Source organism: Neobacillus niacini NBRC 15566 (genome assembly GCF_001591505.1).
In the GTDB taxonomy this organism is placed as follows: Bacteria; Bacillota; Bacilli; order Bacillales; family Cytobacillaceae; genus Neobacillus; species Neobacillus niacini.
Genome location: NZ_BCVA01000019.1, coordinates 11,707 through 37,113 on the forward strand (window position 1 = coordinate 11,707; position 25,407 = coordinate 37,113).

Sequence of the window (25,407 nt, forward strand, 5' to 3'; positions counted from 1 at the left end):
ATGAATAATAGGTTTTGATATGTCCTCTGTAAAACTTTAGTGTTTTTTCAGGGGGCTTTTCTCTGCTTGAAAAAAAAAAAGGGAGGTTTTTTCGATGAACATTAAAAAACGACTTGAGACATTTCGGTGCTTTATGTCTGAAAAACAAATTGAGTTAAGCGTGATTTGGGAGCCGGACAATCAATATTATCTAAGTGGTTTTCGGGCGATTACTTACTCTCGCCCCATTGTCACACTCATTAGTCATGAGGGAACAGAGCTCATTGTTCCCGGACTAGAAGAGGTTCATGCTGCTGAGAAAGCTAAAGTTGATAAACTCTATGTCTATTATGAACAAATAGATATGAGACATCGAGAGGTTTCATATCTTGACCATTTATCAAGATTGTTAAAGAAATACCCTTCTGGAACAAAGCTTGGGGTTGAAATGGAAATCCTGCCTTCAAGCGTATCTTTGTACCTGGAGCAATTTGGATTCAGGTTAGTGGATATCGGTCAAAAGGTTGTGAATATGCGGGCGATTAAAGATGAGGATGAAATTGAAAGGCTCAAAGTTGCCGGTAAGTTATCCGATTATGCAATCGAAGAATCGCTAAAACACGTGCGGGCTGGAATTAGCGAGTTAGAATTTGACTCTTATGGTGATCGATTACTGCTGGAGATTGCCTCAGCGAAATATCCAGAGGAGATTATTGGCTACGAAAACTGGACGTGTTCAGGAATAAAGCGGAGTGAAATGCCGCATCTGTATTCAAGTACTAGAAAATTTCAAGAGGGTGATGTGGTCATTCATAGCCGTCAGGTATGGTTCAATGGCTATAGGGCTGAAAATGAACGGACATTTTTTGTAGGCCAGCCTTCTGAAAAACAAAAAGATCTTTTAAAGTTAGCAATTGAAGCACAGAGGGTTGCAATGGAATTAATTCGGCCAGGAATCACGGCAAGGGAAGTGGATTTAGCCTCTTATGAAGTTTTTAAAAAGGCTGGTTATGGTGAGTATGTAAACCATCGGGTCGGCCATGGTTTGGGATTGTCCGAGCATGAAGAACCTTACCTGCGTTTTGATAATGAGTTGATTTTACAAAAAGGGATGGTCTATACCATAGAACCTGGGGTATATGTCCCAGGACTAGGGGGATTCCGGCATTCTGATACGGTCATTTTAACGAAAGATGGCAGCTATTCTATTACCCAGTATCCAAGAGAAATTGACTCTCTCACGTTTTAAAGAAGTTTGCCATTTATGGAGGCGGAGAAATGCCATCGATCATCCTCGTTATTATTGGGATTAATATTGTCTATGTTTCATTATTTACATTACGTGTCATTCTTGTCATTAAAGGCTTCAAGGTGCTAGCCTCTATCCTTTCTATGGGGGAAGTGTTTGTTTATCTGATGGGGTTGACAATTGTTCTCGATAATCTAGATAAACCTCTAAATATCGCAGCCTACTGTTTTGGCTGGGGGCTTGGCGTGTATATTGGCAGTAAAATTGAATCCTATCTAGCACTTGGTTACACGGTTTTGGAGGTTATCGTTGATTCAGTGGACTTTAATCTGCCTGATAAAATCAGGGAGCAAGGGTATGGTGTAACCTCGTGGCTGGCTGATGGAAAAGATGGGAAACGCTTAGCCATGAAAGTTTTAACGAAGAGAAACAATGAGCAAAAGCTAAGAAAGCAGGTCTTAACGTTTGCCCCTAAGGCTTTTATGATATCCTACGAACCAACGCATTTTGATGGCGGTTTTTTACTAAAAAGAATAAATCCCAATAATATAAAAAAAGTCATTTAATGCTGTATATATGGCGAAGGAGGGACCGCAGGATTAAACCCAGCGATCCCTTTTTTATATTCGGTATTTCTTCATTTTGCTATAGAGTGTTACACGGGACATTCCAAGCATTTTTGCAGCTGCTGATTTGTTTCCGTATGTTTTTGTTAGTGCATGAATGATTTTTGATGGCTCATCCTCGACAAGTTCCTCCCTAAGGATATTTACTTGTGGCTGCTGCGTGCTTTTAAACAGTTCTTTCGGCAATTGAAAAGAGGTTATTTTATTATCATCATCTGATAAAATCATCATCCGTTCCATGGTGTTTTTCAACTGGCGAATGTTGCCGTTCCAAGGGGAATGCATAAGGGTTACCATTACTTCAGGGGCAATCTCAGGAACAGGCTTTTGATATTTAATAGAGTATTCTTTTAAAAACATTTGGACAAGCTCCGGTAAATCTTCTATTCTATCACGAAGCGGCGGAATCGATATCGAGACAACATTTAAGCGGTAGTACAAGTCCTCGCGAAACCCTCCGTTTTCCACCATTTCCTCCAAATCTTGGTTTGTGGCAGAAATAATGCGTACATCAACTGGAATCGGCTTGTTTCCGCCAACCCGGTAATATTGTTTTTCTTGTAAGACACGGAGCAGTTTTACCTGGAGCTCAAGTGGGAGCTCACCGATTTCATCTAAAAATAATGTTCCGCCTTCAGCAGTTGCAATCTTTCCAAGTTTCCCTTCTTTGATGGCACCAGTAAAGGCACCTTTTTCATAGCCAAATAATTCACTTTCGAATAGGGCAGATGGGATAGCCCCGCAGTTAAGGTCGAAGAACGGTCCGGCTGACCGGGCACTCGCATTATGAATTGCCTGAGCAAATAATTCCTTCCCCACCCCGCTTTCACCCGTAATCAGGACGGGAGCATCTGTTTTAGCAACTTTTTTAGCCAAAGTAATGACCGAATTTAATGCTTGACTGCGGCCCTTAATTTTATGAAACGGGTCTTCCTCATGCCTGATTTTTATTTTACTTTCAAGGTCTTGAATATAGGCGGTGGTGGTTGTTAATTCATTGTTGAGTTTAACGATATTGGTAATCTCTCGTTCAACAGAAATTCCGCCGATGACACTGCCCCGAGCAACAACAGGCAGGGTGTTAATCAATACGTGAACATCCTCTTTTGGCTGGTTATATTGACGGAGGACCTCCTTGCCCTCCTGTAATGTCGCCATTAATACCACAGATTCCTCTTTAAAAAAGTCTGTAATTTGTGAGCCAATAATTTTTTCTGCGGAAGTTTCGTAGAGTTCTTCCGCCTTTGGATTCCACGCCACTACTTTTCCATTGTTATCCACAATGGTAATCGCATCATCAACGGCTCTGAGCAAGGTTTGATAGACATTTTCAAGGCTTTTCCACTCTTGAAAGATAACTTCTATTAAAGTAGTAAAAGGAACGAATCGTGAAGGTGCACCATTTTCATCGACTAAAAGAAGGTCTTGTTGCGGGACAAGTTCCTCTAAATCAGAAAGCATACTGTTAAGAGAGTAAGCTTTCATCCTTTCGATCGATCCACCTTCGTATATAGGTTTTGATAGTGAGTATAGAGACCGTTTCTCCTTTAACATTGAATTCACCTTTTTTACAGTTTAATGGTTTACAACTATGTTTACCCTTTACACTAAGTTTACACTTTTGTTAAGGAAATGTGTACATAATCTTCTGAAAAAGTCGCTAATAATGGATGTTTACATTTGGCACGATAATTGCAAGTTTAATGGTATAAACATTATTGAGGGGGATTATGATGTTACCTTATAAACATGAGCCATTTACTGATTTTTCAAAGGAAGAGAATTACCGTGCTCTAAGAAGTGCATTAGAACTTGTAAATTCACAGCTTGGAAAGGAATATCCGCTAATAATTGGCGGAGAAAGGGTTGTGACCGAGCAAAAAATCACTTCTTATAATCCAGCAAACAAAGAAGAAGTCGTTGGAGTGGTTTCAAAGGCAAGCCAGGAACTGGCTGAAACAGCTATGCAGGATGCCTTGAAAGCATTTGAGTCTTGGAAGGAAGTTAGTCCGGCTATCCGTGCGAATGTGTTGTTTCGCGCTGCTGCAATTATGCGCAGACGAAAGCATGAATTTTCTGCCTATCTTATAAAAGAGGCAGGAAAGCCTTGGAAAGAAGCCGATGCCGATACAGCTGAAGCGATTGATTTTATCGAGTATTATGCCCGGCAAATGGTGAAGCTTCAAACTGGCGTACCTGTTCAAAGCCGTGAAGGGGAATTTAATCAATTCCATTACATTCCGCTGGGAGTAGGTGTCATTATTTCTCCATTCAATTTCCCGTTGGCAATTATGGCAGGGACCGCTGTAGCAGCAATCGTTTCTGGTAATCCGATTCTATTAAAGCCGGCTAATAACACACCAGTAGTTGCCGCTAAGTTTGTGGAATTAATGGAAGAAGCAGGTCTTCCAGCAGGTGTGCTCAATTTTATTCCAGGTAGTGGTGCGGAAATTGGGGATTACCTCATCGACCATCCAAAAACTCGTTTCGTTTCATTTACAGGATCACGTGAAGTCGGATGCAGGATTTATGAGCGTGCTGCTAAGGTTCATCCCGGGCAAATTTGGTTAAAACGTGTGATTGCCGAAATGGGCGGAAAAGACACGGTTGTCGTTGACTCCGATGCGGATTTAGATCTTGCTGCTGCTTCCATCGTGTATTCTGCGTTCGGATTCTCAGGTCAGAAGTGCTCAGCAGGATCTCGGGCTGTTGTTCATCAGGATGTGTATGAAGAAGTGCTTACAAAAGCAGTTGCGTTAACCGAAACCTTAACAGTAGGAAACCCGGAAGAGGCCTCCACCTATATGGGGCCAGTTATCGACAAGGCTGCTTTTGACAAAATTATGAGTTATATCGCGGTCGGGAAAGAAGAGGGACGGTTAGCGGCCGGCGGTAATGGGGATGACTCAAAGGGGTACTTTATTGAACCTACGATTATTGCGGATGTAGCGGAGAATGCCCGCCTTATGCAGGAAGAGATTTTTGGACCAGTTGTTGCTTTCTGTAAGGCACGTGACTTTGACCATATGATGGAAATCGCAAACAATACCGATTATGGATTAACAGGAGCCTTACTCTCTAACAATCGCAGCCATATCGAAAGAGCTAGAAAAGAATTTCATGTAGGAAACTTATATTTTAATAGAGGATGTACAGGAGCAATCGTTGGTTACCAGCCATTTGGGGGATTCAATATGTCAGGTACCGATTCAAAAGCAGGTGGACCAGATTACCTTTTACTTCATATGCAAGCAAAAACTACTTCTGAAATGTTCTAAATTAGATTTGTGGAAGCATGATTAAGGGGGTTCGGCCACTGCGGTTTTCGGTTGGCGATTCATGATAATTGGAGGAGTAATAATGATTGAGGCTATTTCAAAGAACTTTTTCCTGCGCGTGTCACAAAGTAAAAAATTGAATAAAGCAGCTCAAAAATGGGGCTTGCGGTTTGGTGCCAGCCAGGTCGTTGCTGGTGATAATTTAGAAACTGCCATTGTTAAAGTTAATGAATTAAACAGAAAAGGCTTAAAATGTACATTAGATCATTTAGGTGAATTTGTTTCGAGTAAGGAAGAAGCAAGTGCTGCAACAGAATACTGCCTCAGGACTTTGGATGCAATGGAAAAGTCAAAGGTTGATGGGAATCTTTCCGTAAAAATGACACAGCTCGGATTAGATATCGATTATAAATTTTGCCTTGAGAATATGAAAAAAATTGTTTCTAGGGCAAAAAAATATGGCAATTTTGTCCGCATCGACATGGAAGATTCCTCACGTACACAGATTACACTTAATATTTTAAAAGAATTGCAAAGAGAGTATGATAATGTAGGCACCGTTATCCAAGCTTATCTTTACCGCTCTGAAAAGGATATAAAGGACTTGGCAGGAGTCCCGCTTCGACTTGTAAAAGGGGCATATAAGGAACCTGTAGATGTCGCATTTCAAGAGAAGCAGCAAGTAAATGATAACTATCTGAGGATTATCAAAGCCCATTTGTTAAGCGGTAGTTATACGGCAATTGCCAGTCATGACCATACAATCATTGAAAAGGTAAAACAGTTTGTGAAGCAGGAAAACATTCCAAACAGTCAATTTGAATTTCAATTTTTGTATGGATTCCGTAATGAGCTTCAGTTAAGCCTTGTAAAAGAGGGATACACCGTACGTGTATACGTACCATTTGGTAATGACTGGTTCGGGTATTTTATGCGCCGTCTTGCTGAAAGACCACAAAATATTGGCTTTGCACTTAGAGGATTTTTCAATAAATAAATAAATAAATAAATGGAAAAGCTTATGCATGCTGATGATTAGAACAAAGAAAGTGCCTGGAACCATCCATAAAAATTGGAAGGTGCCAGGCACTTTTTAATATATAGTTGATTTTGAAACTCTACCCATTAATTTGTTTCCTAACTCTAAATAGACTACTGCCAAGTTCATTTAACGCAATGGCTGCTAGAATAATAGCAATACCTAACCACTGAAGCGGCGTTATCTCCTCTGACAAAATAAGACTGGCTGATAGAATAGCGACTGGTAATTCAATCGATGTTAGTATATTGGCGATTCCACCTGAAACTAATGGTGCGCCAACAGCGAAAAATAACGGGGGAAGGACTGCTCCAAAAAGCGAAACACCAAGTGCAGTAGTTAGTAAATTTGCCTCCAATGGCAGTATGGATGGAATATCACGCATAAATAGGGCAAGTACTAAGATAGTTGACCCTATTGCCATTAAAGAAGTCCTAGTCAATGGATCTACATTTACAGCAACCTTTCCGCTTAAAAAAATAAAACCTGCATAAGTGAATGCGGATAAAATTCCAAAAAGGAAGCCTTTCAAAGGTAGTCCCTGTATGTCGCCATTTAATAAATTGGAAGCAAAAAAGACCCCGACCAAAATTAAAATGATGGACAATATGGTGATAGGTGCAGGTTTTATTTTGCTAAATATCCATTCTAAAATAATTCCTATCCAAACGAATTGAAACATTAAAATGATGGCCAATGAAGCCGGAAGATATTGCATCGCACCATAATAAAAAATACTGGTTAAGCCGATAAAACAACCGGTTACCATAATTTGAGGAACATTCTTCTTGTTAATCCCCTTAAAGCTGCTGCGTTTAAGTAGAGTCAAAGACCACAGTAAAAACGAGGAAATGATCATTTGAACGATATTAATTTGACCAAGTGAGTAGCCGAAGCTAAATCCCAATTTAGCAAATATCGGTGTAAAACCAAAACATCCAGCACCTAATAAGACAAATAAAATCCCTTTATTCCCTTTCATGATGATACCTCCTTGAAGCCCAAAAACTATCAAACTATTATATCATAAATAGAAAAAGGGTGTTCCTTGTAACTCTTTTAAGAAAGAGGTTTAGATGAACTTTATCAGAAGTACAATAATAAAATTTGTTGACAAAATATTTAACTACTATTACTATTAAAAAATATTCAGAAATAACTTTCACTAATAAAATTTAATAATTTAGCAGCTATGAATGCTATGGATCACACTATAGCAGGAGCAGCTTCTGGAGAGACCGCTGGATTTTCCACGGCGCCGAAGGGTTCACTATCTCAGGCAAAAGGACAGAAGAGTACTAAATATTTAGTTGTGATGCTGATATCCGTTAGCATCACAACTATTATTTGCTATTCTTATGACCTAAGAGATTGGAAAACTTCCAATCTCTTTTTTTAATGGGTAAATTTATTGCTTATCGTTTCACATTAAAGATTGGTTATAGGAGGAATTTGGTATGGCACAGCAAGAATTAAAACGGGATTTAAAGAATCGGCATGTTCAACTCATCGCTATTGGCGGCACCATTGGTACCGGATTATTCTTAGGTTCCGGTAAAGCGATACAATTGGCAGGATCATCCATCATTTTTGCCTATTTACTAGTAGGTATCGCTATTTTTTTCGTAATGCGGGCGCTGGGGGAACTATTGTTGTCTAAAGCAGGGTATCAATCGTTCACTGACATTGCTGAAGATTATCTTGGACCTCGGGCAGCATTTGTAACCGGATGGACCTATTGGTTTTGCTGGATAATGGTGGCGATGGCAGATGTGATTGCGGTTGGTGTCTATGTCCAATATTGGTTTGATATCCCGCAATGGATACCAGCCATCATCTGCTTAATCGTTTTATTAGGATTCAATCTACTAACGGTAAAGCTTTTCGGAGAATTAGAGTTTTGGTTTGCATTAATAAAAGTGATCACGATTGTCGTATTAATTGCCATCGGGGTTATTATGCTGGTGATGGGTTTCAAAACCGATGCAGGAAGTGTTACGGTTCAAAATCTTTGGGAACATGGAGGACTCTTTCCAAACGGCGTTACAGGTTTCTTACTTTCCTTCCAAATGGTCATATTCGCCTATGTGGGTGTGGAATTAGTGGGGGTGTCGGCAGCGGAAACATCCAATCCTAAAAAAAATATCCCATCAGCGATTAATAAAATTCCTTTAAGAATTCTATTTTTCTACGTTGGTGCACTGATTGTTCTATTATGTGTGAACCCATGGACGCAGCTAAATGCAGGAGAAAGCCCGTTTGTTAAAACGTTCAGTTTAGTCGGGATTCCAATTGCTGCAGGCATTATTAATTTTGTAGTATTAACATCAGCGGCTTCTGCTTGTAACAGCGGGATGTTCTCAACAAGCCGCATCCTTTTTAATTTAAGCAAAAATCACCAGGCACCATCCAATCTGGCAAAACTGAATAAAAATCATGTGCCAAGTAACGCACTATTTACTTCCACACTAGTCGTATCAGCGGGTGCACTTTTAAGCAAACTCATTCCAGAACAAGCTTTTGGAATCGTGACAACCATTAGTGCCATTTGTTTTATTTGGGTTTGGGGTGTCATTCTCGTTTGCCATATTAAATACAAGAAAACACAGCCGCAATTACATGCAAAATCAACATTTAAAGCACCATTCACACCATTTATGAATTATGCTGTCCTAACGTTGTTCGCTTTGGTTCTTATCATAATGCTGGTCGCGGAAGAAACACGTCCTGCCTTATTGTTGACACCTCTATGGTTTATTCTATTATTTATGCTGTATTCAAATAATAGAGAGAAGCATAAAAATATAAAAATATCAGCATAAGGAACAGTAAAAAGGCGATTTCTCATAATATTCTAGAAATCGCCTTTTCTACACTTAAGTACCCTAACAACATCACATTTAGAGCAGTGACTTTCTTTTTAACCGTTAATTAAATCCGAGCAATATTTTCTAATCAGGCTTGATGCTTTCGTTTGGCTGAAGCCGAGGTCGTTTGCGACCTTTCTAGAAGACCTGTAAGTTTGATAAGATCTTCTAACAAAGGTTTTTTTTGTTTCATCAAGTGCTTTATCTAATGAAGTGGGAAGAGCAAGTTGTGTAACCTGTCCGACGTTTTCATTGATAATTTCCGGTATATCGGATACTTGAATAATTGAATTACTCACGATCACTAATCGTTCAATTAAATTTTCTAGCTGACGGATATTGCCCGGCCAAGAATAATGGACAAGAATGTTCAGACATTCTTCAGATATAACCTTATTTTCATTATATTTTTGATTAAATTTATTTAAAAAATTGTAGATGAGGGGAATGATATCTTCCTTTCTTTCAGAAAGTGGTGGTAAATGAATATCAATCACATTTAAGCGGTAAAATAAATCCTCACGAAATGCTTTGTCTTTCACCATATCTCCCAAGTTTTTATTGGTTGCAGCCATTATCCGTATGTCAACTTTTTTAATTTTGTTGCTTCCAACCGGGATAAACTGTTTTTCCTGAATGACCTGTAGAAGTTTTGCCTGCACAGATAGAGGCATTTCCCCAATCTCATCTAAAAATATCGTACCGCCATTTGCAGCTTCGATTAGTCCTTGTTTCCCTAAACTACTTGCACCGGTAAACGCCCCTTTTGAATAGCCAAATAGCTCTGACTCTAATAGTTCTTCGGGAATAGCCGCACAGTTAATGGCCAAAAAGGGCCCATTTTTCCGCTTACTTATTTTATGAATATATTGGGCTAGCACGCTTTTTCCTGTTCCAGACTCCCCAAGAATAAGAATGTTTGAATCTGTCGGAGCGACCTTTTTACAAAATTCTAAAATGCCCTTGACCTTGCTGCTATTTGTCACGATATGAGATTCATCATGAAACTCGTGAGTGGATTTTGACTCAGCTTCCTCTTCCTTCACCCTCATCATTTTAATGGTTTGTACCTGCGTCGAAGTAATAACGACTAAATCAATTTCCCCTTGTTCATTTAATATAGGGACAGCCGAGGTCATTAACTCAGCCCCAATATTTGTTACCTGCCTCATATAGCACGGTACTTTTCTCTTATACACCTCCGGTACAATCGAAGGCTTCCAATAACCTTTTTCAAACAGTTCGACATTAAATTTTCCGATGACTTCGGTTGGTTTAAGCCCATAGTGCTTCTCACAAAGCTGGTTGACATAAAGAATTCTCTTTTCGCCATCAAGGACGAAGATTTCGTCAGAGGAATGATCTAGGATTTTTAATAGTGTCTGCAGTGTCATTTCTACATTGCCCGTATGACTAGATAATTTCATTGAAAACGCCCCTCTATTAGAAAGTGAGTTATTTTACACTCAAAGTAGATAATTCTGAGTTAATAGTAACTCATTATTTCGTAATATTCAGCATATTTTTATTATTTTTACTTAATTTTCTTGGGTTAACAACATTGGCATAGTACTTGCATTAGAAAAGGTATGAGTCATTTATTATTTTGTTTAATTGGTAACCTGTAACGGTCTTACCATAAAAACAAAAGGGAGGTAGCATATGGGAGAACAGCTAGAAACTTTTGATATTACCATTATCGGCGGAGGACCGGTTGGCATATTTACCGCGTTTTATGCGGGAATGCGCCAAGCTTCGGTAAAAATAATTGAAAGTCTGCCTCAATTAGGTGGACAATTGTCTGCTTTGTACCCTGAGAAATATATTTATGATATTGCAGGGCTCCCAAAGGTGAGAGCAGGTGAGCTCATTGACAATTTAATTGAGCAAATGGATCAGTTTGAACCGACCGTTTGCTTAGAGGAATCAGTGGAGAGTATTACCCGTCTATCAGATCAGTCCTTTGCAATCCACACAAACAAAGAAACTCATTTTACGAAAGCAGTCATTATTACTGCAGGAAATGGTGCCTTTCAACCCCGGAGGCTGAAATTAAAGGGTGAAGAAAACTTTGAAAACGCTAACCTTTATTATTCTGTTCAGGATATGAATCAATTTACTGGACGAAAAGTGGCGATATTTGGAGGTGGTGATTCCGCCGTTGATTGGGCATTAATGCTTGAACCAATAGCAGAGAAGGTCTCACTAATTCACAGAAGAGATAAATTCCGAGCACATGAACACAGTGTGGAATTATTGAAAAAATCAAAAGTAGAGATTTTAACACCGTTTGTTCCTGCTGAACTAATTGGTGAAGACAGAGTAGAAAAGGTAGTTTTGACAGAAGCAAACACTGGAGAGTCATTGGAACTCGAGGTGGATGATGTCCTTGTCAATTACGGGTTTGTCTCTTCGCTCGGTCCGATAAAAGAGTGGGGGTTAGAAATCGAAGGGAATGCAATTGTTGTCAATTCCCAAATGGAAACTTCTATCGCTGGGATTTATGCTGCAGGGGATATTTGTACGTATAAAGGAAAAGTGAAGCTGATTGCCAGTGGGTTTGGGGAGGCACCGACTGCGGTCAGTAATGCTAAGGTCTATCTTGACCCAAAATCAAAAGTACAGCCGCTTCACAGTACTAGCATTATGGATAAAAAAGACAAAAGCCCATCAGTTGTTCCTAATTAGGATTCAATCTATTGGAAAATGTATGAGCTGTAAGACTAGTAACGCCAAATTTATATCAAAAATTATTTATTTATGGGGGAAAAAATAATGGCTTATAACAAAGTGCAAAATGCAACAAACCGTACATTTGAAAGAACGTTACCATATGACAAATATACAAATCCTAAAGTTTTGGAAAAAGAAATGGATGTTGTTTTCTCAAAATCATGGCAGCTAGTTGGACATGTTAGCCAGCTAGAAAAGCCAGGGGACTTTTTTACTGTTGATGTAGCGGGTGAGCCTATTCTTGTAAATCGCGGAAAAGACGAAGCGATACGTGCTTTTTACAATGTTTGTCCGCATCGTGCCACAAAGCTTGAAAGAACAGAGGCTGGTAATAAGAAAATCTTGCAATGCGGGTATCATGGATGGACCTTCAAGCTTGATGGGCAGTTGAATAAAGCACCCAACTTTAGAGGAGAAGACGAGGCGTGTGTGAAGGATGCTTGTTTACGGTCTGTTCGCATCGGGATTATGGAATCCTTAATTTTTGTAAATCTTGATGATAATGCAAAGCCGTTAAGCGAGTCATATGGTGATTTCTTTGAAAAATTGAGCAAGTTCCCATTCTTAAGTGAGTTAAAAAGAACTCACCAAAGAACACGTGTGGTGAAAGCAAACTGGAAGGCTTATATTGACAACTATTTGGAATGTGACCATTGCCATGTTGCGCATCCAAGTTTTGTAGCAGCACTGGATATGAATAATTATCAAATCATTACCTGTGACAATTATTCGATTCAAGGTACCATTGTAAAACCAGATAAAAAATATGGAGAGGTTAATCTAGATGAAGCCGAAATGCAAGGTGGTTCATTCTACTGGTTATGGCCTAATTTGATGGTAACGATTTATCCGGGACCTGGTAATATGGCTACGATTCAAATGATACCAATTGATCATGAAACGTCTTTGGCTGTTTATACCTATTATTTCCGGGATGAGAAATTGACACAAGATGAAAAAGACTTAGTGGCATTTGCGGAACAAGTTCGTCAGGAAGATATCGAGCTCGTGGAGTTGGAGCAAATTGGTTTCCGTTCCCGTGCATTTAATAATGGAAGATATTCATCTTCTGAAAAAGCAATATTACAATTTCATGAAATGGTATTGGAGGCCCTAAATGAGTAAAAATGTGAGTGAATTACAGTCTGCGAAACAGTTCTTAATGATTAATGGAGAAAAAATAGAAACAACGAAATACGCATCACTTTTCTCCCCCTATTCAGGAGAGGAAATCGCCCAAATTGCAATGGCAGATAAAGAGGTTACACAAAAAGCAATAGAGGCTGCCTACAACGCACGAGAGGTAATGGCGAAAATGCCAGCCTATAAGCGGGCAGAAATTTTGGAAAAGGTGGTTGCTCTTTTAATAGAAAAAGCAGATGAGGCAGCGGAAATCATTACACGTGAATCTGCAAAACCAATTATGTTCTCTAAAGCAGAAGTGGCGAGAACCATTGAAACTTATAAGTTTGCTGCGGAAGAAGCAAAACGAATTCATGGTGAAACCATTCCTTTCGATGCAGCAGTTGGCGGGGTCGGCCGCATCGGATATACGGTGAGAGAACCGATTGGAGTAATCGGGGCCATCACACCGTTTAACTTTCCTATGAATCTAGTAGCACATAAAGTAGGGCCGGCGATTGCGTCAGGAAACACGATTGTCCTAAAGCCTGCATCCCAGACACCGCTTTCTGCGCTCTTTATCGCTGAACTCTTTTCTGATGCAGGTCTTCCAGCAGGCGCATTGAATGTTGTGACTGGTCCTGGTGGTACCGTAGGTGAAGCGATCGTGGAAGATGAACGAGTGAACATGGTAACCTTTACGGGAAGCCCGAGTGTAGGGATTGGCATCCGCAATAAAGCTGGATTAAAAAAGACGACATTGGAGCTTGGTTCCAATTCAGCTTTAATTATTGATAAAGACATTGAGATTGATCAAATTATCGATCGTTGTATCATGGGAGCTTTCTCTAACCAAGGTCAAGTTTGTATTTCCTTACAGCGTGTTTATGCTCATGAAGAGGTTTATGAGGAATTTGTAAAGAAATTCACGGCAGCGACGAAGCAATTGAAAATTGGTAACCCATTTGATCCGGAAACCTATATTTCAGCGTTAATTTCAAAAGGAGAAGCTGAACGTGTAGCAGGGTGGATTGAGGAAACGAAAGGGAGCAAGGCAAACATCGCTGCCGGCGGAAAGCTGAAAGACGGCATTCTTGAGCCAACCATTATTACCGATGCGGAACACAATTTAAAAGTTTCTTGTCAGGAAGCCTTTGCACCAGTTGTCGTGGTGAACAAAGTAGGGTCAGTAGAGGAAGCAGTTAGAGAGGTAAATAACTCTCGCTTTGGACTCCAAGCTGGAATTTACACTAATAGTGTGAAAAATGCTCTATTTGCCTCACAGGAATTACACGTTGGTGGTGTTATGATTAATGATGTTCCAACCTATCGTGTTGATCAAATGCCTTACGGAGGAGTAAAAGAAAGCGGTACTGGCCGTGAAGGCATAAAGTATGCTGTGGAAGAAATGACCGAAATGAAATTAATTGTCTGGAATCATAGCTGAAAATAGGGGAGTAATCGACGTGAAAAAACTAAAAGTTGCTGTAATTGCCGGTGATGGCGTTGGTCCTGAAGTAATAAACGAGGGGATTAAAGTATTAAATAAAGTGGCCGAAATCGATTCAACATTCCAATTTGATTTCACCTATTTTCCGTGGGGCTGCGAATTTTACACGAAGCATGGAAAAATGATGGATGATGATGGAATCGAGCAGCTTAAAGAATTTGACGCGATCTACTTGGGGGCAGTCGGATTTCCTGGCGTTCCCGACCATATCTCGTTATGGGATTTATTGCTGAAAATCCGAAAAAGCTTTGATCAATATGTGAATATACGTCCCGTGACGTTATTAAAAGGGGCAAAAACAGCCTTAAATGATGTGAAACGGGAAGACATCAATATGTTGTTCATCCGTGAAAACAGTGAAGGGGAATATTCCGGGGCTGGAGATTGGCTGTTTAAAGGGCAAGATCACGAAGTGGTTTTACAAAACAGTGTTTTTTCCAGAAAGGGAACCGAACGAATTATTCGGTATGCCTTTGAAACGGCCAAAAAAGAAGGAAGGTCCCTGACAAGTATATCAAAAGGAAACGCATTGAATTATTCGATGGTCTTTTGGGATCAAGTTTTTGAAGAAGTAAGTGCCGAATATCCTGAAGTGGAAACCGCCTCTTACCTTGTCGACGCAGCGGCCATGCTGATGATTAAAGATCCGAAGCGTTTTGAAGTGGTTGTCACCTCTAACTTGTTCGGTGATATTTTGACCGATTTAGGTGCAGCGATTGCTGGTGGAATTGGGCTCGCTGCAGGGGCAAATATTAATCCTGAAAGAGAGTTTCCATCCATGTTTGAGCCGATTCATGGTTCTGCACCTGACATCGCGGGACGAGCCATTGCGAATCCATTAGCGACGATTTGGTCCGCAAGTCAGATGCTAGACTTTTTCGGCTATGAGGAATATGGAAAACTAGTACTTGACGCCATTGAGCAACTTTTGGTAGAAGGGCAAGTCCTAACACCAGATATGAATGGAACGGCTGCAACACATGAAGTAGCTGACAGGATTATTGAAATCATTGCTTCAACCGTTTCTTCAAATAAGTTAAACGTGTAAAAAATGTATGGTATCATATGAAGTAGCTTTCTATCATGCGATACCATACTGATTTAAAAATTCAAAATATTCACACGATGTGTAACTGCGTTTTTTTTTACTTTGTTTAGAAATCGCTTACATCCTGGATGTCTCCATACAGACTATTATAAAAGGAGTGTTGGTATGAACGGTAAGAAAACAGTATTCTATATTTCGTTAGCTATTAGTTTAGCTTTAATCAGTGTCGGTATATTTGCACCAAAGCAGTTAGAGAATTTCTCCAACTCATCTCTGAGTTTTATTTATAATAATTTAGGCTGGTTTATTCTAGTCAGTGTTTTTATCTTCTTTTCTTTCTGTATGTATATTGGGATTTCAAAGTTTGGACATATTCGATTAGGTGATGATGCCGATCGCCCTGAATTTAAAACGAGTACGTGGATTGCCATGCTTTTCAGTGCTTCTATCGGGATTAGTCTAGTATTTTGGGGAGTTGCAGAGCCTGTATCCTACTATATTGATCCTCCGTTCGGAAAGGCCTCCTCCGAAGAATCAGCAAAGCTAGCGATGCAATTTGTTTATCTGCACTGGGGTGTTTCCGCATGGGCATGTTATGGAGTGGTAGGAGTTTCTCTAGCATTCTTTCAATTTAGAAAAAAATTACCTGCTTCTTTAAGTTCTGTTTTTCATCCATTATTAGGAGACAAAATTAAAGGTAGGTTCGGCAAGTTTATTGATATCATTGTTATTCTTTCAATCGTTATTGGTATTGCTACGTCACTAGGATTTGGAACTTTACAAGTGAATAGCGGGATGCATTACCTGTGGGGGATTCCAGTTGGGTTTCTCTCTCAAGTCATTATCATTGCTGTCGTAACCGTACTTTATCTTGGATCAACGGTATCTGGGCTGCAAAGTGGCATGAAACACTTATCCAATCTGAATATGCTGCTAGCATTTCTTTTATTAGCCTTTATGCTAGTACTCGGACCTACGCAATCGATTTTAAAAATCTTTTTCCAAGGAATTGGCGATTATGCACAAAACTTTATAGGTATGTCATTTAGAACCGAGCCATACAATGATGGATCCTGGATCGGAAGTTGGACACTCTTCTATTTTGGCTGGTGGATTGCATGGGCACCACTAGTAGGAAGTTTTGTGGCGAGGATTTCTAAAGGGAGAACCATTAAAGAATTTATGATGGGGGCAATCTTTATCCCTGTACTTGGCTCCTTTTTATGGTTTGCGGTTATGGGAGGATCAGCGATTGATCTTATCCAAAATCAAGGTCAGACTGCCATCGCAGAAGCGGTATCCTCGGATGTAACGTCTGCACTCTTTAAATTTTTTGAGTATTTCCCTATGAGTACATTTTTAAGTATATTAGCAATGGTACTGGTACTTATTTTCTTTATTACTTCTGCGGATTCAGCCATTTTTGTACTTGGGATGATTAGTGAAAACGGGAATCCGAATCCAACTCATACTACTAAAATCATTTGGGGTGTTATCATCGCAGCAGTCTCTGCTGTATTAATTATGACAGGTGGTTTGTCGGGACTGCAATCAGCCCTTGTCGCAACATCGATACCACTTGCCATTTTAATGTTATTTATGTGTTACTCCACCTATAAAGGGCTGTCAGACGAATTGAAAATCATGTCAGTAAAAAAAGAACAAGCAGTCACTTTAAAGAATAAAATTATTTCAAAGAAAGCTTAGGGATGCGATATAGCGCCCTATATACGATTACTATCTACAAGCCCAACGTGATCCTGCACGTTGGGCTATTTTATTATATAGAATGCTAGTAAGTTGTCTCCCTTGACATCTTTGTCAAAAAAAAATATAGTTATCAAGGGTAATGGTTACCTATAGTAACTATTTTGATTCGGGGGGATAAAAAAATGGAAGGTTTTTTTCAGCGCTATTTAAGTCTGTATCGACCACTTATAACCAGATTAAATGAACTAATGAGTACTTATGAGCTTTCATATTCTTTATGGCAAGTTATTTTTTATATAAAAAATAATGGCCCTTCGACACTTGTAGATATTGCAAATAAATATAATGTTGAAAAACCAACGATTACCAGAAGGGTTCAACGTTTGGAAGACCTCAAAATAGTAAAGCATATTCCTGGTGTGGATAGGCGAGAAAAGGTCATTCAGTTAACCGAAATAGGAGAAGAAGTCTACCAAGCATGCAGAAAAAAAATTACGGCAATAGAAAACAGTATTATGGAAGGTATCACAAATGAAGATCAACAGATAACATTTCAAACTCTTCCTAAAATACAGGAAAATGTTTTGAAAGGAGCGAGAGGAAAAAGTGAGTAAACCTAAATTATGGACTAAGGACTTTATCATTGTCTCCGGCGTTAATTTTTTACTAACGTTGGTCTTTTATTTATTAATCGTCATTATCGGTGTTTATGCAGTAGAAGAATATCATGCTACCACAAGCCAAGCCGGGCTCGTTACCGGAATTTTTATTGTTGGGACGTTATTTGGGCGTCTGTTTATTGGCCGCAGTATCGATTCAATTGGCCGTAAAAAAACGTTGTTCATTGGATTAATTCTTTATTTATTAACAACTTCTTTATATTTTATCCATTTGGGTATCACCTTCCTGCTAATTACTCGTTTTTTACATGGTATTACACTGGGTATTGCCAGCACAGCAACCGGTACAATTGTGGCTCAGATTATCCCTAAAAGACGAAAAGGAGAAGGTATTGGCTATTACAGTATGAGCTCGACTTTGGCTACAGCAATCGGACCATTCATTGGACTTTATATGAGCCAACATACAAGCACTCTCGTAATTTTTGGCCTTTGTTTTGCTCTAGCAATATTTAGTTTGATCACGGCATTCTTTGTGTATGTGCCGGCAATAGATGGCGGAACAAAGACAACTGAAAGAATAGGCGTCAAACTCTCTCATTTTATTGAGCCAAAGGCGATTCCCATTGCTTTCATTACTTTAATTATTGGTTTCTGTTACTCAAGCGTTCTTTCTTTTATAAATTTCTATGCCATTGAAATTGACCTGGTTAGTGCTGCAAGTTTTTTCTTCCTAGTTTATTCCATTGCAGTATTGATTTCACGCCCATTCACAGGACGGTTAATGGACGTGAAAGGGGCAAATTATGTGATGTATCCAGCCTTTGTTCTCTTTGCAGCTGGAATGTTGCTTTTAGGCTCAGCTCACAGCAGCGTTACTTTGTTAGCAGCGGGTATATTGATTGGACTCGGATTTGGGAACATGCAGTCATGCACTCAGGCAATCGCTGTTAAACTGACTCCTCCTCATCGAATGGGGTTGGCAACGTCGACTTTCTTTATATTTCTAGACGCTGGGCTTGGATTCGGTCCTTACTTGCTTGGATTCTTCCTTCCTTTTTCAAACTACAGTACTCTTTATATGATCCTAGGCGTTATCGTATTGGCAGCTTCGGGTATTTACTTTTTACTGCACGGAAAGAAAGAGAGAACAAGTACAAAAGCTTTAGTTTAATAATTACAATGGGACATCTTATATATGAGATGTCCCTTCTTTCTTTAGAATAAGAGGAAATTTTAGTAAATTGTCGAATAATGCATGAGGGGAGTTTTTAAATTCAGGAAGGTTTAAAAGAATGTTAAAGGGGGGAACACTTCCATGATCCCAGCAAAAATAAATTCCACTGAAATCGCCCCAATAAGGGAAAAAGGGATAGAATCCATCGTCGACTGGTTTGATCAGCATAAACAATCGTTCTATACCCTTGGCTGGTCCTATCTTAGAAATCAGCAGCAAGTTGAAGAGCTTTTCTACCAGTCCATTATAAAAGTCCACAGGGAATGGTCTCGATTTAAAGGTGAAATATCATTCAAAACGTGGGTTACATCGATTTTCATGCACATCTGCAGAGAAATTGCTCCAAGTAGAAGTTTACAAGCTTCAAAGGAAAGTGAACAACAAAAAAGGTTATTTAACGCACTTGATCAATTGAGAGAGAACGAAAAAGAAGCGATGGTCCTTATATATGTAGTGCGGATCTCTAAGGAGGAAGCAGGACATCTGCTTCAAGTTTCAGCGGAAAAGATGAATGACCTATTGTTTACCGGAATCCAGTCACTTAGAGGAGAAATGGGATTCGGCTCAGCCTTTAATGGCTGTATGGAGTACCAGAGGGATTATATTGATTACTTAGAAAGAACCCTTGATCGGCCGAATAAGATTGAGTTAGAAAAACATCTTTATCATTGTCAAAACTGTCAGGAGGATTTATCTTCCTTTCAGGAAGTCATGGTAACCCTGGTAAATCTTCCAGACCAGGTCGATGATTTGCATGTGCCGCCTGGTTTCATTGAGAACATCAAAACCAGATTAATAGTAAAGGAAAATCAGAGAAAACGGAAGAACAAGAGACAGATAAGAAAAGGACTAGCCTTTGCAGGTGTAATTGCATTAGTAATAGGAATTGATTATTTTACAGGGGTGTTTTCGAACCTATACTATAATTGGACAGAAAAAAATCAGGAATTGCGCGCCTTTTTGCAGCAGGATCTGGGAGAGAGGCTGAATCTGGAAGATGAGAGCGACGGGGTGAAAATTAAGATTAAGAGTGCGATATCCGATGAGGTTCAGACGCTTGTTTTCTATGAAATCGAAGATACGAAAAAAGACAATCGATATGTGATCAATAATTTTGAAGGAGTTTACGTGGAGAACCAACATGAAATCATGGATGGAGATGGATACCAAGGGTACTATCCTCCTGACCTTCAAGCGGATATGAATAAAGAGGAAAAGAACGTTTATCACGGAAAAATCAGTCTGCAGCCAATTAATAAGGATAACGGGACAATTAAACTGCAGATCTCCAAGCTTCAGAGAATAATTCGTGATTCCGCTAACCAAGATGGTGGGTGGGGTTTCCAAATCATGGGGGATAAAATAGGGAAGTGGACCTTCGAAATCCCTGTAACCAAAAAGCCTTCCGTTAAATATGTATTGAAGGGTGAAACAGAGGTTGAGGGAATACCGGTTCGATTTGAAAAACTAACCATTGCGCCCACAGCAACCATTTTGCACTATGATATTAATATGACCCAGCCAAACAAGCGGATCGATAATCTAAATTTTGATCATCTCCAAGTAAATGATAAAAAAGTGAACGCAGATATGACTAGCAGATATTTATTCGATACACAACTTGATGAAAATTGGCTCTCTTTTCAAAGATACTTTGGCCCTCTATTTGGAGAGAAGCCAAAGAATGTTAATGTTCAACTCGAATCGGCCCAATTAACATTTGATGACCATAAAATTATTGAACTGGATGCTTCTAATAATTATCCTCAAACCTTTGAATATGCTGGCAGTTCCCTCTCCATTGATAAGGTAGAAGCTGGGCAGCCGGCAAACGTAATCATAAGCAATCATGAAGTTAAGAATCGTGTATATGATGCGTTCCACTTTCAAATTTTTGGTGAGGATGAAAACGAAATGAATTCCATGGAGATCCATACAGAGGGAGTACTCATGGATAAAAATGGGGTAGTTTACGATGTTAATAAAACTCCTGTCATCTATGAAGAAATTGAGCAGCCTCGCAATTTAGTTACTGTGTTTAACATGAAGTTAAAAAATGAAAGCTCCGGAGAAAAAGTAAACCCAAAAAGGCTTGAGATCTATGGGTATTATGCCATGAAATATTTGGATGATGTTATCAAGATTTCGGTGGAAAAATAAGTGAGGATTGATTATAATTTTCGAAAAAAATAATAACTATTGGGATTAAATTCAAGCGTTGGTAGGTCAGCATTCGTTTAATTATATAGAATTAGTAAAAAAATTTAATAAATGGTACTTTTATTGATAAAATGGCATATCATTAAACAAAAAGGTCTAGGGATTTTTTTGTTTAATGATTTTTTTCGACAAAAAATGCGAAATCCTCTTGACGATGCGAAAAAAACTTTGTATTATAATAACAGTGTTTAAGTTCTTCGTTTTTTGTTCATAATTTTATACATGCGGGTGTAGTTTAATGGTAAAACCTCAGCCTTCCAAGCTGATGTCGTGAGTTCGATTCTCATCACCCGCTCCATACATATTACCAAACGCAGTGTATCGTTACATGAGAACGATGCATTGCGTTTTTTTATATTTTTACTGTATTTAAAAAATGCGGTGCTAATCGCTCCCAATTATATAGAAGCTAGCGTCACCGCCGTGAATTTGGGTAAACATTTTCATTAATGACTCAGTCAGCCTTTCAGCACTATTTAGGGATGTTGTCGGCTGTAAATAGATGATCTGAAGTGCATTTTTGGTTGTTTCCGTTACTGGGGCACGATTAGAATCGACAAAAGGACTTCCAAATGGTCCATGCTTGTCCGAGGAGACAATCAGGTTTTCTAATGAGTTCAAACGGCCATTCAGTCCAATATATTCTTCTCCTGCCTTGGCTACCTCGATAGTAATGGGTCCCGCTAAGGAATCGGTGTTATAAATGCCAATTGGGACTTGATATTGGAGGGAGAAAAAGTTATTGATATCGATAGCACTGTGCACCGTGGTTAGATAATTCTGTTTTTGAACTCTTCGATATAATGCCTCTACAGAATGCCGGTACCGGTTAGGGTCCTTGCCAAATGCTTTGAAAATATGGCGCCACTCCTGAATTCCAGGCAGATCGGTTAAATTTTTCGTTTCTAAATCAAAGTAAATGGACTCTTGAAACAGCTGCAATCTTCCTTTTACCATTTGTGGGGAATCACCTACAGTAATACCTTTGTATTCGATGATTCCAAGCTTGAAATTTGGGATCCTGCTAATGATTTCCGGAGAAAGCTGAATTTCCAATGATTCCACCTCCAAAATATAATAAAAATAGTTTATCATAATGAGATGTAGAACGAGAAATTAACGGCTTGATTTGATTTCTAAATTAAAATGCCTAATGAAGGACAAATCAGAAAAGATTCTAGAGAGATTAGTCCTTCATAGGGTAGATGAAGGACTAATCAGAGGAGTTTGAAGTGAGATTAGTCCTTCATAAGGTAGATGAAGGACAAATCAGAGGAGTTTGAAGTGAGATTAGTACTTCATAAGGTTGATGAAGGACTAATCAGAAAGGTTACAATAGAAATTAGTCCTTCATAGGGTTGATGAACGACAAATCAGAAAAGATTCCAGAAATATTAGTCCTTCATTGGGTTGATGAAGGACAAATCAGAAAAGATTCTAGAGAGATTCGTCCTTCATAAGGACCCTTTTAAAATAAATCAACATATCAAAACAGCATAGATGAAAGGAGGTTCACACCGAATGAACATTGATCAATTGAAAGAGGAAGTTATAGCCTATAGTAAAACGATTGGCATTGATAAAATTGGGTTTACCACGGCAGACCCGTTTACTGAGCTCAAGAATAGATTAATCCGCCAGCAGGAGCTTGGGTATCAATCCGGATTTGAAGAGCCAGATATAGAAAAACGAGTGACACCTGCCCTGCTTCTTCCTGAACCACGCTCGATTATTTCTATTGCTCTGGCCTATCCTGCAAAAATGAAGGTTCGTGTGGAAGGGAAAAAAGGGGAGCGAAGAGGCTTTTTTTCCCGGGCTTCATGGGGATTAGATTATCATCATATTTTACGTGATCGACTAAAGAAACTGGAGGAATTTATCCTCACCAAGGTGCCGGAGGCTAGGCTCAAATCCATGGTTGATACCGGTGAACTTTCGGATCGGGCGGTTGCAGTTAGGGCTGGGATTGGCTGGAGCGGTAAAAACTGTGCTGTCATGACACCGGAGTTTGGCTCCTACGTTTATCTCGGTGAAATGATTACCAGCATTCCCTTTGCTCCCGATGCAGCGATGGAGGATCAGTGCGGCTCCTGTACCGCATGTATCGACGCCTGCCCGACAGGAGCGTTGGTACAAGGCGGACAAATTAATGCACAGCGCTGTATCGCCTATCTAACACAAACAAAATCTATCATTCCTGAGGAATTTAGGGATAAAATCGGTAACCGGGTATATGGCTGTGATTCCTGCCAAACATCCTGCCCAGTCAATAAAGGAAAGGATTTTCATTTTCATGAGGAAATGGAGGCTGATCCGGAGATCGCCAAGCCATTACTAAAACCAATCCTAAAAATGAGCAATCGTGAGTTTAAGAACAAATTTGGATCTGTAGCGGGATCGTGGAGAGGTAAAAAGCCGATTCAGCGCAATGCGATTATCGCACTGGCACATTTTAAGGACGAAAGTGCCATTCCAGATTTACTAAGTGTTTTAGAAAATGAAACCAGCGAGGTTCTAAAGGGAACAGCGGCCTGGGCACTTGGCAAAATTGGCAGTAAAGAAGCGCTTGAAGTACTGGAAAAAGCAGCAGCAAAAGAAAATGATTTAGAAGTGAACAGTGAGATTGAAAAAAGCTTACTAAAACTAAAGAACTAAATGGGTATTGGACATTCTGTCTATGCTCATTTTTTTTTGATTAAAATGGCCTTCTGTACATATGTATGAATCAGAAGGGGGAGATGAAGGTGGATCAATCACTCCAAGAATTGTTTGAAGGACGTGTTGAACAATTTGTTTCAAAGAGTAAGCGGCAATCGGGGAATTATGAAAAGGCAGAACAGAAGATGGAGTCTTTTGCGAAACGTTCCGCAGAAATTGTAAAGGTCAAGGCACGAGGGGACATTATAAATCAATCAGTGGATGGCGATTTTCAAACAACCATTTACCAGGTTCATTACCAATATCTGATCAAACAAAAGGGAACGCTGTATCAAGAGGAAGAAGTAGAAGTACGAATGTGCAAGTTTTTTAAAAATGATTTGATTATGGATAAAGAAATAAATCCTTATACGAAGAAGCCGGAGTTGGAAATTACTGAAGAGGAAGAGCAGGAAGAGCGCATTAGTTACCAGTACAATCGCTTAAAAGCTGTTCAATATGCGGAACGCTGGTGGAATAGCTACAATCCCGCCTATAAGACATTTGAAAACAATTGTACGAATTATATCTCGCAATGTCTTCACGCTGGTGAAGCACCAATGAGGGGATATCCTAACCGGGGAACAGGCTGGTGGCTCCGAAGTAATAATTGGAGTTATAGTTGGACCGTCGCCAATTCACTGCGTTTGTATTTGGGTAATTCGAAAAGTGGCCTACGGGCAATAGAAGTCAGCAGCCCTGATCAATTACTATTGGGGGATGTCATCTGCTATGATTTTGAAGGAGACGGCCGATATAACCACAATACGATTGTAACCGGTAAGGATGCCTATGGAATGCCGCTTGTTAATGCAAACACGTACAACAGCCGTATGCGGTACTGGGCCTATGAGGATTCATCGGCGTACACTCCAAATATTAAATATAAGTTTTTTACGATTGTGGATGGGTGAGAAAATTTGTTTGGATGATGAATAATGGTATAATGTTGAGAGAGTTTTTTTTATGAGGTGAGATTCTTGGCAATACATGTAGTACTATATCAGCCGCAAATACCTTCAAACACAGGGAACATCGCAAGAACTTGTGCTGGAACTGATACATCCTTACATTTGATTCGTCCATTAGGGTTTTCTACAGATGATAAAATGTTAAAGAGAGCAGGATTGGATTATTGGGAGTTTGTAAACATTGTTTATTATGATTCTCTAGATGATTTTTACCAGAAAAATGAAGGCGGAGAGTTTTTCTATATCACGAAGTTTGGTGAAAAGGCTTATAGTTCTTTTGACTATAGCAATCGTGATAAAGATTATTTTTTCATTTTTGGCCGTGAAACGACCGGGCTTCCAAAAGACGTGATTGAAAATAATAAGGATGTCAGCTTGAGGATTCCGATGAACGAAAATATTCGTTCTTTGAATTTATCGAACACAGCTGCGATTCTAATTTATGAAGCTTTGCGCCAGCAAGACTATCGTCAATTAAAATAAGTCATAAGAGGCCAACAG

The 25,407-nt window shown here is 39.4% G+C and carries 20 protein-coding genes, 1 tRNA gene and 1 riboswitch; of the genes, 17 read left to right on the forward strand and 4 right to left on the reverse strand.

The features are described from left to right. Positions 1-94 precede the first annotated feature (94 nt). Positions 95-1,228 (forward strand): M24 family metallopeptidase, encoded by a 1,134-nt coding sequence (locus BANA01_RS14995; RefSeq protein WP_063253651.1) that lies wholly within the window; start codon positions 95-97, stop codon positions 1,226-1,228. Between the two features lie 29 nt (positions 1,229-1,257). Continuing rightward, positions 1,258-1,794 (forward strand): DUF2179 domain-containing protein, encoded by a 537-nt coding sequence (locus BANA01_RS15000; protein WP_063253652.1) that lies wholly within the window; start codon positions 1,258-1,260, stop codon positions 1,792-1,794. Between the two features lie 54 nt (positions 1,795-1,848). Here BANA01_RS15000 and BANA01_RS15005 read toward each other — a convergent pair whose 3' ends face one another. Beyond that, positions 1,849-3,408 (reverse strand): sigma-54 interaction domain-containing protein, encoded by a 1,560-nt coding sequence (locus tag BANA01_RS15005; RefSeq protein ID WP_063253653.1) that lies wholly within the window; start codon positions 3,406-3,408, stop codon positions 1,849-1,851. 176 nt (positions 3,409-3,584) lie between these two features. Here BANA01_RS15005 and pruA point away from each other — a divergent pair, with 176 nt between their 5' ends. Both pruA and BANA01_RS15015 read left to right on the forward strand, forming a co-directional pair. Then, on the forward strand, positions 3,585-5,132 hold the full coding sequence (gene pruA, locus BANA01_RS15010; RefSeq protein WP_063253654.1) for an L-glutamate gamma-semialdehyde dehydrogenase: 1,548 nt from the start codon (positions 3,585-3,587) through the stop codon (positions 5,130-5,132). Positions 5,133-5,214: 82 nt separating this feature from the next. Then, positions 5,215-6,129, forward strand: coding sequence for a proline dehydrogenase family protein (locus BANA01_RS15015; protein WP_063253655.1), 915 nt, complete (start codon positions 5,215-5,217; stop codon positions 6,127-6,129). 121 nt (positions 6,130-6,250) lie between these two features. Here BANA01_RS15015 and BANA01_RS15020 read toward each other — a convergent pair whose 3' ends face one another. Beyond that, positions 6,251-7,153 (reverse strand): EamA family transporter, encoded by a 903-nt coding sequence (locus BANA01_RS15020; RefSeq protein ID WP_063253656.1) that lies wholly within the window; start codon positions 7,151-7,153, stop codon positions 6,251-6,253. A gap of 237 nt (positions 7,154-7,390) precedes the next feature. Continuing rightward, positions 7,391-7,472: riboswitch (glycine riboswitch) on the forward strand. A gap of 156 nt (positions 7,473-7,628) precedes the next feature. Between BANA01_RS15020 and BANA01_RS15025 the strand changes: the two genes are divergently transcribed. Then, a complete protein-coding gene (locus BANA01_RS15025) occupies positions 7,629-8,993 on the forward strand; it encodes an amino acid permease (protein WP_063253657.1) in 1,365 nt (454 codons plus the stop codon). Between the two features lie 98 nt (positions 8,994-9,091). Here BANA01_RS15025 and BANA01_RS15030 read toward each other — a convergent pair whose 3' ends face one another. Further along, positions 9,092-10,465 (reverse strand): sigma-54 interaction domain-containing protein, encoded by a 1,374-nt coding sequence (locus BANA01_RS15030; RefSeq protein WP_063253658.1) that lies wholly within the window; start codon positions 10,463-10,465, stop codon positions 9,092-9,094. Between the two features lie 235 nt (positions 10,466-10,700). On the opposite strand from BANA01_RS15030, the gene BANA01_RS15035 reads away from it, so the two are divergent. The 9 genes from BANA01_RS15035 to BANA01_RS15075 all read left to right on the forward strand — a co-directional run bounded on the left by BANA01_RS15035 (position 10,701) and on the right by BANA01_RS15075 (position 21,536). Beyond that, entirely contained in the window at positions 10,701-11,726 is a 1,026-nt protein-coding gene (locus BANA01_RS15035) for an NAD(P)/FAD-dependent oxidoreductase (protein ID WP_063253659.1), read from the forward strand. A gap of 87 nt (positions 11,727-11,813) precedes the next feature. Next, a complete protein-coding gene (locus tag BANA01_RS15040) occupies positions 11,814-12,896 on the forward strand; it encodes an aromatic ring-hydroxylating oxygenase subunit alpha (RefSeq protein WP_063253660.1) in 1,083 nt (360 codons plus the stop codon). Then, positions 12,889-14,340: an aldehyde dehydrogenase family protein gene (locus BANA01_RS15045; RefSeq protein WP_063253661.1), complete on the forward strand. Its 1,452-nt coding sequence runs from the start codon at positions 12,889-12,891 to the stop codon at positions 14,338-14,340. The genes BANA01_RS15040 and BANA01_RS15045 overlap by 8 nt, the downstream gene beginning before the upstream one ends. 19 nt (positions 14,341-14,359) lie before the next feature. After that, a complete protein-coding gene (locus BANA01_RS15050) occupies positions 14,360-15,451 on the forward strand; it encodes a tartrate dehydrogenase (RefSeq protein ID WP_063253662.1) in 1,092 nt (363 codons plus the stop codon). A 165-nt stretch (positions 15,452-15,616) separates the two neighbouring features. Then, the gene (locus BANA01_RS15055) at positions 15,617-17,158 is read left to right on the forward strand and encodes a BCCT family transporter (protein WP_063253663.1); all 1,542 of its coding nucleotides are present in this window, start codon (positions 15,617-15,619) and stop codon (positions 17,156-17,158) included. A 185-nt stretch (positions 17,159-17,343) separates the two neighbouring features. Then, positions 17,344-17,775, forward strand: a complete 432-nt coding sequence (locus BANA01_RS15060) for a MarR family winged helix-turn-helix transcriptional regulator (protein WP_063253664.1) — start codon at positions 17,344-17,346, stop codon at positions 17,773-17,775. After that, positions 17,768-18,955: an MFS transporter gene (locus BANA01_RS15065; protein ID WP_063253665.1), complete on the forward strand. Its 1,188-nt coding sequence runs from the start codon at positions 17,768-17,770 to the stop codon at positions 18,953-18,955. Before BANA01_RS15060 ends, BANA01_RS15065 begins: the two co-directional genes overlap by 8 nt. 144 nt (positions 18,956-19,099) lie before the next feature. Next, on the forward strand, positions 19,100-21,178 hold the full coding sequence (locus BANA01_RS15070; protein WP_063253666.1) for a DUF4179 domain-containing protein: 2,079 nt from the start codon (positions 19,100-19,102) through the stop codon (positions 21,176-21,178). A gap of 284 nt (positions 21,179-21,462) precedes the next feature. After that, a tRNA-Gly gene (locus BANA01_RS15075) sits at positions 21,463-21,536 on the forward strand. An 86-nt stretch (positions 21,537-21,622) separates the two neighbouring features. Here the strand turns inward: BANA01_RS15075 and BANA01_RS15080 are convergent. Next, positions 21,623-22,294 carry a B3/B4 domain-containing protein gene (locus BANA01_RS15080; protein WP_034674481.1) on the reverse strand — a complete coding sequence of 224 codons (672 nt, stop codon included), beginning with the start codon at positions 22,292-22,294 and terminating at the stop codon, positions 21,623-21,625. 465 nt (positions 22,295-22,759) lie between these two features. On the opposite strand from BANA01_RS15080, the gene queG reads away from it, so the two are divergent. The 3 genes from queG to trmL all read left to right on the forward strand — a co-directional run bounded on the left by queG (position 22,760) and on the right by trmL (position 25,389). Beyond that, positions 22,760-23,893 (forward strand): tRNA epoxyqueuosine(34) reductase QueG, encoded by a 1,134-nt coding sequence (queG, locus tag BANA01_RS15085; protein WP_034674479.1) that lies wholly within the window; start codon positions 22,760-22,762, stop codon positions 23,891-23,893. A gap of 89 nt (positions 23,894-23,982) precedes the next feature. Then, positions 23,983-24,849, forward strand: coding sequence for an amidase domain-containing protein (locus tag BANA01_RS15090; protein ID WP_157411802.1), 867 nt, complete (start codon positions 23,983-23,985; stop codon positions 24,847-24,849). Positions 24,850-24,915: 66 nt separating this feature from the next. Beyond that, positions 24,916-25,389 (forward strand): tRNA (uridine(34)/cytosine(34)/5-carboxymethylaminomethyluridine(34)-2'-O)-methyltransferase TrmL, encoded by a 474-nt coding sequence (gene trmL, locus BANA01_RS15095; protein ID WP_034674475.1) that lies wholly within the window; start codon positions 24,916-24,918, stop codon positions 25,387-25,389. The last annotated feature ends 18 nt before the right edge of the window (positions 25,390-25,407 follow it).

Coding starts and splice junctions, on each gene's coding strand:
- BANA01_RS14995 (WP_063253651.1), top strand. CDS start 95: ATGAACATTAAAAAACGACTTGAGACATTTCGGTGCTTTATGTCTGAA.
- BANA01_RS15000 (WP_063253652.1), top strand. CDS start 1,258: ATGCCATCGATCATCCTCGTTATTATTGGGATTAATATTGTCTATGTT.
- BANA01_RS15005 (WP_063253653.1), bottom strand. CDS start 3,408: ATGTTAAAGGAGAAACGGTCTCTATACTCACTATCAAAACCTATATAC.
- pruA (WP_063253654.1), top strand. CDS start 3,585: ATGATGTTACCTTATAAACATGAGCCATTTACTGATTTTTCAAAGGAA.
- BANA01_RS15015 (WP_063253655.1), top strand. CDS start 5,215: ATGATTGAGGCTATTTCAAAGAACTTTTTCCTGCGCGTGTCACAAAGT.
- BANA01_RS15020 (WP_063253656.1), bottom strand. CDS start 7,153: ATGAAAGGGAATAAAGGGATTTTATTTGTCTTATTAGGTGCTGGATGT.
- BANA01_RS15025 (WP_063253657.1), top strand. CDS start 7,629: ATGGCACAGCAAGAATTAAAACGGGATTTAAAGAATCGGCATGTTCAA.
- BANA01_RS15030 (WP_063253658.1), bottom strand. CDS start 10,465: ATGAAATTATCTAGTCATACGGGCAATGTAGAAATGACACTGCAGACA.
- BANA01_RS15035 (WP_063253659.1), top strand. CDS start 10,701: ATGGGAGAACAGCTAGAAACTTTTGATATTACCATTATCGGCGGAGGA.
- BANA01_RS15040 (WP_063253660.1), top strand. CDS start 11,814: ATGGCTTATAACAAAGTGCAAAATGCAACAAACCGTACATTTGAAAGA.
- BANA01_RS15045 (WP_063253661.1), top strand. CDS start 12,889: ATGAGTAAAAATGTGAGTGAATTACAGTCTGCGAAACAGTTCTTAATG.
- BANA01_RS15055 (WP_063253663.1), top strand. CDS start 15,617: ATGAACGGTAAGAAAACAGTATTCTATATTTCGTTAGCTATTAGTTTA.
- BANA01_RS15060 (WP_063253664.1), top strand. CDS start 17,344: ATGGAAGGTTTTTTTCAGCGCTATTTAAGTCTGTATCGACCACTTATA.
- BANA01_RS15070 (WP_063253666.1), top strand. CDS start 19,100: ATGATCCCAGCAAAAATAAATTCCACTGAAATCGCCCCAATAAGGGAA.
- queG (WP_034674479.1), top strand. CDS start 22,760: ATGAACATTGATCAATTGAAAGAGGAAGTTATAGCCTATAGTAAAACG.